This window comes from Halomonas sp. SpR8 (assembly GCF_031010195.1).
In the GTDB taxonomy this organism is placed as follows: Bacteria; Pseudomonadota; Gammaproteobacteria; order Pseudomonadales; family Halomonadaceae; genus Vreelandella.
The window spans coordinates 38383-52257 of sequence record NZ_JAUAMC010000001.1 but is presented as its reverse complement, the minus strand read 5'-3'; the positions used below and the strand labels follow the sequence as shown (position 1 = coordinate 52257).

The following is a 13875-nucleotide window of genomic DNA, read 5'->3' as shown; positions in this document are numbered from 1 at the left end:
CCTGGCATTAATTGCCGTTAATTTTATCTAAATTATTTTCAATAACAGGCATTAAGACACTATTGGATTGCTCCAACATTTTATTAACAGCACTATCATCTAAATAACGATAAGGAATTTTAGCGTTTTCAAAGTTAGCGATCATTGCTTCATCGGTACTGATCTCGTTCAATGCGGTGACAAGTGCTTCACGAACGTCGTCAGGCAGCCCTTCAGGGGCAACCAGCACCCGAGACACCCCCATTACAAGGTCAAGGCCTTGTTCTTTAAATGTCGGCACATCAGGAAACATTTCCATACGCTCTTCCGCTGCAAAACCGATCGGCGTGCCGTTTGAATCAACAATCGGATCATGGCTCATGGAAGATGTCGACGCTAAATCAATATGGTTACCTAACAAAGCATTCATCAGCTCGCCACCACCGGAGTAACGAATGGGGGTAATTTGCATATCGGAGCGTTCAGCAAAGGCTAGTGCGTGGAGCAAGCCCAGAGCGCCAGACTCGCCAATAATCATTTCGGCTGGATTTTCTTGACCATAGCTCACCAGTTCTTCCAGAGTACTGTGCTGGCTATTAGGCGAGGCAAATACTCCCATCGGCATATCGTCAAATGCAGCCAAATAGTCGAGGCTATCAAAAGTAAAACTGGTATCTCGTGTGTGCTCTAAGACAAAGTTATCAGGATAACCAAATACCCCCAGGGTATAGCCGTCAGCATCACTACGGGCAATCTCATCGATGCCGATCTCACCACCTGCACCCTCGCGGTTAACGACATTAATTTGTTGGCCTAATTCTTCTCCCAAACGATCAGCGACAATACGCGCAACCGTATCGCCTCCGCCGCCGGCGCTATATGGCACTATAATTTGAATGTTTTTAGTAGGAAAATCTTGTGCCTGGGCTATGCCCGCCGTTAGTAAAAACGGCGCACTCAGTAGAAAAGATAATTTAGCGTTCATTGTTATCACCTTGAGCAATTGTCATACGTGAATAAATTGGCGTTACTCTTCTTTCAATGCGCTTGCGTACTTGATCAAAAGAGTGCGCCGGAAGGTGCTGGGAGGCCCAGCAATAAAGTAAAAATGAGATACATAAAGAGTGTGACTGCTATCGCGAAGCCGATGGAGCGAAACCACATAGACTTGTTGAGATTAGCGGCATCAATGCGATAAGCATGGTAGCTGTAGATAGTAAAGACCAAAAAAGCAGATGCTGGATAAAACCCCACGGACAACAATAATCCATATGCCATTAGCAGTAGTCCACCAGGCACCAGCACTTGAAAAATCAGAATATCGTTTAACTGAGCACGCGCTTCACGACGGCTTACCAAACCTTCTTGTGAAACTTTTTTTCGTACTTCCAGCAACGCCTGAAAAATTAACAGCACACCCACAATCGCCATTCCCCACAAAATAAAATGCGGAAAAAGCGCTGAACGCTCAGGCAAATCAATCGCCTGTAGGTAGAAAAAAATCGAACTAAGTAAGATCACTACGCCGAGAATAAGGTTTGATAGCATTTGAGCACACGCGTTAGTGGAGCAATGGATTACTTTTATTACCGCTAATGTTACCGGTAACTTTAATAACATTAAGGCTATCTACCAATGATGCGGGCGTCAAAATAAAACTGACAAATTACGACCAATGTCTAAAAAATTGATGCCTTTTGGAGAATATAATTAGCTTTTGAAAATAACTCCGATATGTGAAGGACTTGTTCATAATAATTAATGCCTTATATCAGATATAGGCATTAAATCTTATATGAAATAAGTCCCTCCCATTGCTTAATCTTACTTTTAATTACTTGGCTTAACGTAGCGTACTTCAGGGCTTCGTCAGCGTGGCAGCAAATTGATTAACGATTTCCTGCGGCGACAGAGTAATAGAGGCGTTAAAGGCCTCTTCTTCACCGGGCGGTTCCAGATCGGCCAATTGGCTGGCCAACATGGAATCGCCTTTAAAGAAGTGGCCTGCACGGGTTTCCAGGCGTTGCTGCAACAGCGCTTGACTGCCCTCTAAATAGAGAATCTGCAGCGCCGGATCACCCTGGCGAAGCCGATCACGGTAACGCTTTTTAAGCCCCGAACAGGCAATCACCAGTGACTCATCCCGGCTCCGATACTGCGCAAATAACGCCGACAAGGTATCCAGCCACTCGCGCCGGTCATCGTCGTTAAGCGGCGTGCCGCTGGCCATCTTTGCCACATTGGCAGGCGAGTGATGATCGTCGCCATCGATAAACGTCGCGCCGACCTCTGCGGCCAGCAGTTGACCGATATACGACTTACCCGAGCCAGACACGCCCATTACCAAAATACGCTGCGAGAGGTTCTTCACAGAGGCTCTCCTATTAATTAATTGCCACGCACGGCGGTCAAGTCAGGCAGCCAGGTAACGATGCCAGGGAAGGCAATCAAGACCACCAGCACCACTAGCAGTGCTGCGTAGTAAGGCAGCATTGCTCTGACCAGTGACTCCATAGAGACCTTACCTACGCCGCAACCGACGTAAAGGCAGGTGCCCACCGGCGGCGTTAATAACCCAATGCCCAACACAAACGCCATTAATACGCCAAAGTAGGCGGCATCAACGCCCACCGATGTCACAATGGGGGCCAGCATCGGCGCCATGATGACCATCGCCGGGGTTAAGTCCATTACAAACCCTACTAGCAGTAGCAAACAGGCAACAATCAGCAGCAGCAAAAAGGGGTCTTCAGTAATCGCTTTCACCTGACTAACCAGCGTCTGCGGCACCATATTGATGGTCAAGAACCAGGCAATCACCGTTGCAAACGCCAGCAGCATCATGACCATACCGGTCAAGCGCGCGGTACGAATCAACATGCCGCCCAGTTCTTTGAGCTTAAATTCACGATATACCACTAGCGAAATAGCCAGCGAGTAAAGCAGTGCTGCCACCGCAGCTTCGGTAGCGGTAAACACGCCGCCAATAATACCGCCAATCACAATCACCGGTAGCACCAGCGCAAGCCAGGCAGCTTTGAAGGCTTTCCAAAGACGCTCCCAGTTGAACTTACGCACACCGCCGCCATCTTTTTTGGCCAAAATATAGGTGGTCACCATCAGCGCAAAGCCAATCAATAGCCCCGGAATAATACCGGCGATAAACAGGCGGCTAATCGAGGTTTCCGTAACGATGCCGTATAGAATCAGCGGGATTGACGGTGGAATAATAATCCCGATCACCGATGACACGGTATTAATCGCCGTTGCATTGGCCGCGGTATAGCCCTGCTCTTTCATTGAGGGAATCATCATTGCACCGGTAGCGGCGGTATCGGCGACGGCCGAACCACTGATGCCGCCGAAAAACATCGAGCCGGTAATAGCAACCTGCCCCAATCCACCACGCATAAAGCCCACTAACGCACCCGCTAGCTCCATCAAGCGGCGCGCGATGCCGCCATTGCTCATCACCTCACCGACTAAAATAAAGAACGGAATCGCCAGCAGCGGAAAGCTGTTCACCCCGCGAATCGACTGCTCGATCATGATCGATAGCGGTATATCAGAGAGTACCGCCATCACTAGTGCCGCCACGCCTAAACCAAAGGCAATGGGCAGGCCAATAACAATGGAGACCATTAAAATGGCTAGAAAAATCCATAGCATGATCAGTGCTCCCGCTCAGGTTGGCGAATAACGCTGAGGCTGACCCACATCCGCCAAATCGCTACCGCTGCAATAAAAGTAACGCACAGCACCAGCGAGAGGCTTAACACGCTTAACGGCACTCCCATAATCGCTGAACGCCCGCTAGACCGAGTTAGTACTTGATAGCCGCCCCACATCATTACTCCCATCAGGCCGGTAATAATCAGGTGCTGGAGTAGATAAAGCATATGCGCTAAGCGCATCGGCAGGCGGCGCACTAAGGCATCAACAGCAATGTGCTCATAGCGTGAAAACGCGGCGGCGGCACCGATAAACACCAGCCAGATAAACAGCATGCGCGCCAGCTCATCGGCCCACGGCAGCGAATGATTAAACAGCGCGCGCCCCACCACGTTGCAGGAAACGGACACAATCAACGCTACTAAGATAGCGCCGATCAGATACTCCATACCCAGGGTGAGCCAGCGGAAAACCGCCGGGCCTTGAGGGGCATCGGTATCGATTTCCAGCTGTTTGCGGTTAGGGTCGTCAAGATACACCGATGGATCTTCAAGCGGTATCGATGCAGTTGGGGGTGTAGAGGAGAGAGGCATGGGAACTCCTGGCACTGACACGCCGGGCAGACACACTGGCCTGCCCGCCGATAGTGCGCTAAACGTGAGGTTTAGTTGCTGCTGTCTTCAACAATTTGCTGAATGTCGGCGATCAGGTCTTCACCAATGCGCGGCGCCCACTCTTCATAAACCGGCTGAACGGCGTCTTGGAAAGCAGCTAACTGCTCATCATCCAGACGCGTAATTTCCATTCCTCGCTCGGCCAGTTGGTCGCGTGACCAGTCATCGTATTCAGCGGATAGCTGGATTTCGTAATCGGCAGACTGGCGCGCAGCCTCAAGCACTAACTCTTGATACTCGGGCGCCATACGATCCCAGGTACGCTCGGAAAGCATCATGATAAACGGCGTGTAGACGTGGCGCGTTTCGGTGCCGTAATCCTGCACTTCGTTGAAGTTAGACGTCAGAATGGTGCTCCAGGGGTTTTCCTGACCATCTACAACACCCTGCTCCATAGCAGAGAATAGCTCACCAAATGCCATCGGTGTTGGATTGGCGCCTAATGCTTCCCAAATAGCTAAGTGAACAGGGTTTTCCATGGTGCGAACGCTGAGACCGCGCACGTCCAGACCCGCTACATCCTCGGGGCTAGCCACCGGGCGAGCGCTGTTAGAGAGCTGACGATAGCCATTTTCAGAGAAAGCGAGGGCTTTCAGGCCAGTGCCTTCAAAGGCGTCCAGCATGCCCTGGGCCACTTCGCTCTGCATCACAGCGATGGCGGCTTTACGGCTGGGCAGTAGGAACGGCAGGTCAAACGCCGCCAGTTCCTCTACGTAACCGGTCGTTGCGGAGCTAGATGGATAGGTCATATCCAGCGTGCCGGTTTGCAGCATTTCCAGCATCTGTACATCGTCGCCTAGCTGGCTGTTAGGAAAAACGTTGACGGTAATACGGCCGTCGGTGCGCTGCTCCAAAATCTCACCAAAGTATTTACTTGAGAGGAACTGAGGCGAGCTTTCTGCAAGGCCGATGCCCATACGTAGCGTATGCGAACCGTGGTCGCCCACCACCTCACCTTCAATCTCAGGCGGATCAGACAATTCAGGGCTCTGTGCGTGAGCCATGCCTAACGTCAAAGTGGTAGCACCCACCAAGGTAAGCGTGTTGCGCCAAATAGCAGTCATAGCGTTATCTCCAAATATTCGTTGTTGTTTATAGCGAACTTAAAGACCGGCAAATTGTTACCGGTAACATTGAATAAGCAAAGGCTATCGACCTGCCGTGGGCGTGTCAAAACAAAACTGCCAACTTACGACCAACGTCTAGATCTAGCCACTGGCGCGGCATCACGCTACATTAATGTAAATACTGAATGTGAACACTAACCTTAAATACCACGGTTCGGAGCACCCCTACTTGTGCAACCATCTTGCAGCGAATTAGAACTCGATCATCAGCTTTGCTTTGCGCTCTATTCAACTTCGTTAATGATGACAAAGATCTATAAGCCGCTACTAAAAGAGCTAGGGCTTACTTACCCGCAATACCTTGCCATGCTAGTACTATGGCAAAGCGACGGCATCACCGTAGGGTCAATGAGTAAGCGTTTACTAACTGATCCAGGTTCACTAACCCCGCTGCTTAAGCGCCTTGAAGCCGACAAGCTACTGGATCGCAAACGCAGCCATCAAGATGAGCGCGTGGTAGAGCTTTATCTCACAGAAAGGGGTAAAGCCCTGCGCGAGCAGGCTTACCATATTCCTAGCTGCGTGGTGCATGCGAGCGAACAGTCAATCGAGGCACTGACCGTATTGAAAGAAGATTTGGTGAAGCTGCGCGATAGCTTACAAAAAAATCAATGACCCTTCGCTTTTCGGTCAAGAGTCGATATTAATTGATTATTTATCTTGCGCACAAAATAAAGCTGCGCTAACTTAAAGCAGCAGGTTAAAAATTAACAATTCAGACAGGAGATTTAAAATGACCACGACCACTATCGAAAAAGTTGTTTATCGCGCTCACGCCACTGCCACAGGTGGCCGTGAAGGCCAAGCCCAATCGTCGGATGGCGCGTTGGATGTCAAACTCAGCACGCCGAAAGAGCTGGGTGGCGCTGGCGGTGATGGTACCAATCCCGAGCAGCTCTTCGCGGCTGGCTACTCTGCCTGCTTTCTAGGCGCATTAAAGCACGTTGCGAGCCAGGAAAAAGTGAAGCTGCCCCAAGAGACCAAAATTGATGGTCATGTAGGTATCGGTGCGATTCCTACCGGCTTCGGCATTGAAGTTGAGTTAAAAATCAGCCTGCCCGGCCTGGAGCAATCCGTCGCCCAGCAGTTGGTCGATAAAGCTCACATCGTTTGCCCCTACTCCAATGCCACCCGTGGCAATATCAACGTCACGCTGACGCTGGTATAAATCACTCAGCTAAAGACCACGCCACCGCCTTCTGTGCATGCAGCGCGGTGGTGTCATATAGCGGCACCACGGTATCACGTTGACTCACCAGCATGGCAATTTCGGTACAGCCTAAAATCACCGCCTGAGCGCCTTGCGCATAAAGTGAATCGATGATCTTAAGGTAGCGCTGACGAGATGCCTCTTCGACCCGGCCTTGGCAAAGCTCGTCGAAAATCACTCGGTGAATGACTTCGCGCTCAACAGGCCCTGGCACCACGACTTCAATGCCAAAATGCTCTTCTAACCGGCTAGTGTAAAAGTCCTGCTCCATAGTAAAACGGGTACCTAATAAGCCGACACGCGTAATGCCATCTAACTTAAGTTGCTCAGCGGTGGCGTCGGCAATATGCAGTAGCGGAATCGTAATGGCTTGCTCAATAGCAGGCGCCACTTTATGCATGGTATTAGTGGCAATCAGCAAACACTCAGCGCCCGCGCACTCGACATTTTGGGCGGCACTGGCCAGCAGATCACCGGCTGCCTGCCAATCCCCCTGCTGCTGTAGCGCTTCAATCTCTGCGAAATCGACGCTGATTATGACGATTTTGGCCGAATGAAAACCGCCCAGCGCCGCTTTAACGCCTTCGTTTAAAGCCCGGTAGTAGCCTTGGGTAGATTCCCAGCTCATGCCGCCTAGTAGTCCAATTACACGCATCCGCCACACCCTTTGAAAATAGATTACTTATTAACAGGCTAATTACCAGCCTACCCTTGTAGCCACATTTCATCACCCCCATAACTTAACAATAGCGGCAAATATATATTCATTCCTGTACCCAGCAGCTACCGATAACCGGTTTATAGCGAGGAAACAATGAGCAATAACACCTACACACCCCCTACCATTTGGAAATGGGAACCTGGTAATGGCGGTAAATTTGCCAATATCAACCGCCCCATTGCAGGCCCCACCCATGACAAAACATTGCCTGTGGGCAAACACCCTCTCCAGCTCTACTCACTGGCCACTCCCAACGGCGTCAAAGTCACCGTGATGCTTGAAGAGCTGCTGGAAAAAGGGATTCAGGGCGCTGAGTACGACGCTTTTTTAATTCAAATTGGCGAGGGCGACCAATTCGGCAGTGGTTTTGTCGAGGTGAACCCCAACTCCAAAATTCCCGCGTTAATGGATCACTCCACTACTCCTCCTCAGCGAGTATTTGAGTCTGGCGCCATCCTGCTCTATTTGGCTGAAAAGTTTAACGCTTTCTTACCCAGCGACTCGGCAAAACGCACCGAATGTCTCTCATGGTTATTCTGGCAAATGGGTAGCGCACCGATGTTGGGCGGCGGCTTCGGACACTTTTACGCTTACGCGCCGGAGAAGTATCAGTATCCGATTGACCGCTACACCATGGAAGTAAAGCGGCAACTTGATGTCCTCGACCGCCATCTGGCGGAAAACCGCTTTATGGCGGGTGATGAGTACACCATTGCCGATATGGCGATTCACCCCTGGTACGGTGCGCTGGTAAAAAACCGCGTTTACGAAGCGGCAGAGTTCTTAGAGGCCCACACTTATAAGAACGTTTTGCGCTGGACCGAGGAGATTGATGAGCGCCCTGCAGTCAAACGTGGTCGCATGGTTAACCGCTCCTTTGGGGAGCCACACGAGCAGTTGCATGAACGCCACGACGCCAGCGACTTTGAGCTTCGCACTCAGGACAAACTGACTGATAGTGAATAAGTAGTCACCAAAAAAGGGCCTACGCTTGATCTCTCAACGTAGGCCCTAATGGATGCTAAGGTAAATTTGCTCTCTTTAACCGCTATTCAAAGCGCGAGTTATTCAAAGCGTAATTCCAAACCCGATAGAAGTAGAAAACATATCCTAAACCAAAGGTGACCAGTGAAATCAGCATCCATAGGATGATGTGGCCGACGTTGCTAAATAGATTGATATCGCAGATCATTTTTCGCTCGACGCCAGTGCTGGCATCTACTAACGACGTGCGATTAATGACGAACCGCGCAAACGAGTAGGGGAAGAAAAATAACGCTATACCAAATGTGATAATACTCAGCACCACCCAAAGAACTAGATGGCCGATGATATCGAGAATGGAAAGATCAGCTTTGATATTCACAGATTGCCCTTAATATGCGCGGAAAGCGGCTGAGAGTAACACCGCCAGCCACAAAAATTAATAAAAATTAGCGCTAGGAAGGATTGCTGCAACAGATCTTTGTCGTTTAGAAACGCTTAGATAGCGTCAGGGCGCCAAATTTATCCTGCTTTTCCTGGCCATCAAATTCACGCGAACGTTGAACAGCGGCGTAAGTGACCTGCCAATCTTCCCACGCCAGCGCCAAGCCAGCGGATACATCTCCCACCCACTCTTTACGGTCAACCGAGTGGCTATTTCTGAATGTATTGCCATCAAGCGTTAGGTTTTGCGCCATATAGTAGCCATCGACACTGGCAAACAGGTACCACTGCCAGCCGTCATTGCCGGTCATATGATGGCGACTACCAGCATTAGGCGTCAGCCTAGGAATGCCCGATGCCTCGTCACCCCATCGCACGCTGTAGCCAGCGCTGGCATAGGTGTAAAGATTCCCTAACGCAGCGCTGATACTAGGGCCATGGGCAAGTTGCTTACCGATAAACGGAGAGCTGTGCCACCACTGACGCCGCATAGCGACGTTCACAATGGCTTCATCACCCAGTTGATTATTCCAACCGTTAGGGCGTTCGCTGTCAGTGACACGATGCACTTCACGTTGAATACTATCGGCAAGGGACGACGGCCCTACTAAACCAATATCCAAGTGCAGATCGGTCGCCTGCTGCCAACGACCCATGGGCACATCTTCATACAGCGAAATACCGCCGTAAACGGTCCCAGCATAGGGGCGATCATCTTCAACCAGCCCACGCTGCTCAATGTCATCGGGCGTATAGATCTGATGCACCAGCCGATAGGCAGCCGTGTCAGCACTACCGATTATACTATCGGGTAATGCAGTGGCTAAGCGCTGTGTCCAACTCTGAGTCTCGGGCTTAAACGCCCAATTTAGCTCAAAACCGCTGGTAAAATGACCATCATCACTGCTGGCAATACTATCATTTTCGTGCTTAATCGAGAGTACGCCATCGGCTGCCTGCGCAAACTCTGGCAACAGGGTGATGGCGGCTACCAGCGGAAGCAGTTGCCACTGTATAGGGGACTTTCCTTTCATTGCTCGTTCCTTGAGGTGAGGGGGAAGAGTGGGCTGCCATCAACAAACATTGTTGATTGTATGTAATTGTGCAAAAAGATAGCAAGCATACTTTTAAAAAAATAAGGGATGACCCGTGGACCAACCCTTTGTCTGCTGATCACTTAGCGACACAGCTAAGATTTATAGCTTATACAATAAACGCAAATCTGGTATTTCCTAGCGGTCGCGTAGCAGCCACTGCGGAGTAATTTCATGCTGGCCGTTTTCATCGGTTATAAACAGCGAGCCTTCGCTAATCATAACCGCCCAATTAATAGCCCTGGGGAGGTCTTTGGCAATGGTCGCGAGCGCCTCTTGGGGCAGCCCCGCCACATGGACATTTTTCAGAGATGCCACACTGGGCAGTACTTTACTCTCCCACAGATCTACCCGACCATAAGCAAGCAGCGATACTCGCTCCGCTCGGCGCGAGCACCAGGTGATACGCTCCGCATCTGGCAGACCCACTTCGATCCAGTGCAGCAAGCGCCCATCTAAGCTTTTCTCCCATAACGCTGGCTCATCCACATCAGAGAGCCCACGCCCAAAGGCGAGGGTCTCGCTGTACCACAGCACATAGGCGAGCAAGCGTGCGGTCATGCGCTCTTCGGTTTCTGAGGGGTGGCGAGCCACGGTAAAACGCAGCGTTTCATACACCCCGCGATCCAGATCGGTAAGATTAATATCAACTTTGTAGGGCGTTGCGCTAAGAGCCATGGACGTTTCCAAACGAAATTTGCGTCAGTGTACCCGATGCTGGGTGTTCCTGGAGAATTGCCACGTAGCTTAAGGCTTACGGTAATCAGCTGTTGCGTTGCCATTTTTCAGCGTATCGGTCTCATGCATGGACTCGCGCCATGGCTCCTCAAGCGCAGCTTGATACCACGTTTGCATGGCAGGCAGCGCTAATAAGTGTTCAACATACGCTTGGGAAGCCTCGCTGAGCGGTAAGCTGAATGTCTGCGCACGAAACGCCACAGGGGCATAAAATGCATCGACAGCCGTAAAGTGGCTGCCTGCTAAAAACGGCCCACCAAAGCGCTCCAGCCCCTGCTGCCAAAGTGCATCCAAGCGCGCCACATCCGTTTTAAGTTTGGTCGATAAGCTGTTCAATGCCACCCGCATACCGCAATTCATCGGACACTCGTCGCGCAGCGTACCAAAGCCGCTGTGCATCTCGGCAGTAGCTGAGCGTGCCCAGGCGCGGGCGGTCTTGCCACTTGGCCAAACGTTGGTGTGTTGCTCGGCCAGATACTCGACAATCGCCAGGGAGTCCCATACCGCCAGCTCGTCATCATCTTGCACATCTACCAGACAAGGCACTAAGCCAGAGGGAGAAAAGCGAATAAAGGTGTCGTAGCTTGCCCCAGTGCCCCCTTCAAAGGGCATTAGGTGTTCACTAAAGGGAATTTCCAGCGCTTTCATTAGCACCCAAGGGCGCAGCGACCAAGACGAGTAATTCTTGTTGGCAATATACAGATCAAACATGCAACGCTCCTTAAGTCGAGAATTGAACTACCTAGGTAGGCAAAATGATTAACGCGCCGCCTGAGCCAAGGTGTTGCCCCCCAGCCCCATCAACACACCGCCCCCGATACGCTGAATAAGTGTGGAAGAGCCAGAGGATTTTTGTAACCACGCCCGTAGAGGGCTAGCCAGTAGCACCACCACGACATCCGCAGAGGAAAACAGCACATTGGTAGCGATACCTAGCCAAAGCAGCTGCCATGCCACTGGCATCGCGCTCTCGGGCTGCACAAACTGGGGCAGAAAGGCGACAAAGAAGAGCGCTGTTTTAGGGTTGAGCACTTCCACTAGACAACTATCGCGCAGCACGCGCTTAGTGGTGGCCAGCGGCACCTCATCGCCATGGGCGCGAATGCCCTGCTGCCACAGGCGCAGTCCCATCCACAGCAAGTAAAGCCCGCCGATAATTTTCATGGCAATATAGGCAGGCGGGATCGCTGCAAACAGCAGCGCCAGGCCAAGTGCGGCGGCAATAACGTGGACGTAGCAACCCATATGCACACCGATGACCGCTAACCACCCTGCTCGTCGGCCGCGACCCAAGGTTTGCGCTGCTGTGTATAGCATCGCAGGCCCAGGGAGATAGGCAAAACCCAGCGCGGCGAGGATAAACGCGGCCCATTGCATAGTGGCAACTCCAATGAAGTTGATGGTCGGCTTTCGAGCATAAAACGGGGGTGACGCAAGCGCCACCCCCTAAATCAGCAAATCTTGAATGAGCGAAGGGTTAAAAGTTCGGCTTCCTCTTTTCTACAAATGCAGACATCCCCTCTTTTTGCTCGTCGCCGGCAAAGCAGAAGGCGAACAGGCTGGTTTCCAGCGCCAGTGCGCTATCAAGGTCTTGGTCCATCCCGTCGTGAACCGCCTGCTTGGCACTGCGCACTGACTGCGGGCCATTACCTTTAAGCTGTTTAGTGAGCTCTTCAACGTAGCTCTCTAGCTCCGCTTGCGGCATCACCCGATTCACCAGGCCGATACGCAGCGCTTCTTGGGCATCAATTTTGCGCCCGGTGGTGACCAAATCAATCGCCATGGCTGGGCCAACGCGGCGCGGCAAACGCTGCGTTCCGCCAAAGCCAGGGATAACCCCTAGCAGTACCTCCGGCTGGCCAAACACGGCGTTGTCGCTGGCTACCGCCCAGTCGCAGGCCAGCGCCAATTCGCAGCCGCCGCCAAGGCAAAACCCGTTCACCAGCGCGACCACCGGCACGGGCAATGTCTCTAGGCGTTTAATGGTACGCAGCGCTTGGCTGGCGAAAGCCCGCGCTTGCTCGGGTGTTTTGTCACGCATTTCGGTGATATCAGCGCCCGCCACAAAAGATTTTTCACCAGCGCCGGTAATCAACACGCCGCGTAAATTCGGGTGAGCTTCAAGCTCTATTAAGTGCGCTTCTAGCGCTGCTAATACATCGCTGTTCAGGGCATTCAGCGCTTTAGGACGATTGATGGTGAGACGCACCATCCCATCGTTATCAACCTTTTCGATGACGGCTTCGCTCATGGCGGGCTCCTTATTTGATTTGTTATTGAACATTGAATTGAACACCACTCAACCCTAGCGAACGCTTGGTTGAGTGGCAATGACTTATTTATGCCGCGCCCTTCAACTCAGCGCAGGTTAGTCGTAGTGATAAAAGCCGCGCCCGCTCTTACGGCCTAAATAGCCCGCGGCGACCATACGTTTAAGCAGTGGGCAGGGGCGATATTTGGGGTCGCCAAAGCCTTCCTGGAGTACCTCCATAATCGCCAGGCAGACATCCAGGCCAATCAAATCTGCCAGCGCTAATGGCCCCATGGGGTGGGCGGCGCCGAGTTTCATGGCGTCATCTACTGATTCAGGCGCTGCAGTGCCCTCTTGGACGATAAACGCCGCTTCGTTGATCATCGGTACCAGCAGACGGTTCACTGCAAAACCTGGCGCATCGCCCACCGGCACGGCGGTTTTGCCTAAAGCGATAGCGAGCTGCTCAATACGCTCAACGGTTTGATTTGACGTTTGTTCCGCGCGAATTACTTCCACCAGCTTGAGCACCGGTACCGGGTTAAAAAAATGCATACCCACTACGCGCTCTGGGCACTCGCAAACTGCCGCTAAGCGAGTTAATGACAGCGACGATGTATTGGAGGCCAAGATGGTCTCGCTGCTTAAACGGCTTAGATCGCGAAACAGCTGTTCTTTCAGTTCAGGCTGTTCCGGAGCAGCTTCAATAATTACCGCACAATCACTCAACGTATCTAGCGTCGTGGTCGTCGAAAGGCGCGCTAAAGCAGCGTTTCTATCCGCTTCGCTGATTTTTTCTTTCGCTACCAGCTTACTCAAGCCTTTATCGATATTTTTCTCAGCGCGACTAAGCTGCTCCTCTGCTACATCGTAGAGCCTAACGGTGAAACCACTCGCCGCCACTACCTGGGCAATCCCCTGCCCCATTGTGCCGGCCCCTACTACGCCAATCGTTTTGTCGCTCATACCCTCACTCCTTAA

General features: G+C 51.7%; 17 protein-coding genes. 3 read left to right on the top strand and 14 right to left on the bottom strand.

Annotation, left to right across the window (positions count from 1 at the left end):
* Positions 1–7: 7 nt before the first annotated feature.
* The 6 genes from QT230_RS00260 to QT230_RS00235 form a co-directional block, all read right to left on the bottom strand.
* Entirely contained in the window at positions 8–964 is a 957-nt protein-coding gene (locus QT230_RS00260) for a tripartite tricarboxylate transporter substrate binding protein (protein WP_308319476.1), read from the bottom strand.
* Positions 965–1038: 74 nt separating this feature from the next.
* Positions 1039–1527, bottom strand: coding sequence for a tripartite tricarboxylate transporter TctB family protein (locus QT230_RS00255; protein WP_308319475.1), 489 nt, complete (start codon positions 1525–1527; stop codon positions 1039–1041).
* A 310-nt stretch (positions 1528–1837) separates the two neighbouring features.
* Positions 1838–2350, bottom strand: coding sequence for a gluconokinase (locus QT230_RS00250; protein ID WP_308319474.1), 513 nt, complete (start codon positions 2348–2350; stop codon positions 1838–1840).
* 17 nt (positions 2351–2367) lie between these two features.
* Complete coding sequence (locus tag QT230_RS00245; RefSeq protein ID WP_308319473.1) at positions 2368–3648, bottom strand: TRAP transporter large permease; 1281 nt, start codon at positions 3646–3648, stop codon at positions 2368–2370.
* Between the two features lie 2 nt (positions 3649–3650).
* Positions 3651–4244, bottom strand: coding sequence for a TRAP transporter small permease (locus tag QT230_RS00240; RefSeq protein ID WP_308319472.1), 594 nt, complete (start codon positions 4242–4244; stop codon positions 3651–3653).
* A 71-nt stretch (positions 4245–4315) separates the two neighbouring features.
* Positions 4316–5389, bottom strand: a complete 1074-nt coding sequence (locus QT230_RS00235) for a TRAP transporter substrate-binding protein (protein WP_308319471.1) — start codon at positions 5387–5389, stop codon at positions 4316–4318.
* A 234-nt stretch (positions 5390–5623) separates the two neighbouring features.
* Between QT230_RS00235 and QT230_RS00230 the strand changes: the two genes are divergently transcribed.
* Both QT230_RS00230 and QT230_RS00225 read left to right on the top strand, forming a co-directional pair.
* Entirely contained in the window at positions 5624–6067 is a 444-nt protein-coding gene (locus QT230_RS00230; protein ID WP_308319469.1) for a MarR family transcriptional regulator, read from the top strand.
* A 118-nt stretch (positions 6068–6185) separates the two neighbouring features.
* The gene (locus tag QT230_RS00225; protein ID WP_308319468.1) at positions 6186–6620 is read left to right on the top strand and encodes an organic hydroperoxide resistance protein; all 435 of its coding nucleotides are present in this window, start codon (positions 6186–6188) and stop codon (positions 6618–6620) included.
* A 1-nt stretch (position 6621) separates the two neighbouring features.
* Here the strand turns inward: QT230_RS00225 and QT230_RS00220 are convergent, their stop codons facing one another.
* Entirely contained in the window at positions 6622–7317 is a 696-nt protein-coding gene (locus QT230_RS00220) for an aspartate/glutamate racemase family protein (RefSeq protein ID WP_308319466.1), read from the bottom strand.
* Between the two features lie 159 nt (positions 7318–7476).
* On the opposite strand from QT230_RS00220, the gene yghU reads away from it, so the two are divergent.
* The gene (gene yghU / locus QT230_RS00215; protein WP_308319465.1) at positions 7477–8349 is read left to right on the top strand and encodes a glutathione-dependent disulfide-bond oxidoreductase; all 873 of its coding nucleotides are present in this window, start codon (positions 7477–7479) and stop codon (positions 8347–8349) included.
* An 82-nt stretch (positions 8350–8431) separates the two neighbouring features.
* On the opposite strand, the gene QT230_RS00210 is transcribed toward yghU, so the two are convergent.
* The 7 genes from QT230_RS00210 to QT230_RS00180 form a co-directional block, all read right to left on the bottom strand.
* Entirely contained in the window at positions 8432–8749 is a 318-nt protein-coding gene (locus QT230_RS00210; RefSeq protein ID WP_308319463.1) for a DUF6693 family protein, read from the bottom strand.
* A 106-nt stretch (positions 8750–8855) separates the two neighbouring features.
* Positions 8856–9845, bottom strand: a complete 990-nt coding sequence (locus QT230_RS00205; RefSeq protein WP_308319462.1) for a lipid A deacylase LpxR family protein — start codon at positions 9843–9845, stop codon at positions 8856–8858.
* Between the two features lie 198 nt (positions 9846–10043).
* Positions 10044–10583 carry a YaeQ family protein gene (locus QT230_RS00200; RefSeq protein WP_088701025.1) on the bottom strand — a complete coding sequence of 180 codons (540 nt, stop codon included), beginning with the start codon at positions 10581–10583 and terminating at the stop codon, positions 10044–10046.
* 69 nt (positions 10584–10652) lie between these two features.
* Entirely contained in the window at positions 10653–11354 is a 702-nt protein-coding gene (locus tag QT230_RS00195) for a glutathione S-transferase family protein (RefSeq protein ID WP_308319459.1), read from the bottom strand.
* Between the two features lie 48 nt (positions 11355–11402).
* Positions 11403–12020, bottom strand: a complete 618-nt coding sequence (locus QT230_RS00190; protein WP_308319458.1) for a LysE family translocator — start codon at positions 12018–12020, stop codon at positions 11403–11405.
* 100 nt (positions 12021–12120) lie between these two features.
* Positions 12121–12894, bottom strand: coding sequence for an enoyl-CoA hydratase-related protein (locus QT230_RS00185; RefSeq protein WP_308319457.1), 774 nt, complete (start codon positions 12892–12894; stop codon positions 12121–12123).
* 117 nt (positions 12895–13011) lie between these two features.
* Positions 13012–13860 carry a 3-hydroxybutyryl-CoA dehydrogenase gene (locus tag QT230_RS00180; RefSeq protein WP_374694428.1) on the bottom strand — a complete coding sequence of 283 codons (849 nt, stop codon included), beginning with the start codon at positions 13858–13860 and terminating at the stop codon, positions 13012–13014.
* Positions 13861–13875: the final 15 nt, after the last annotated feature.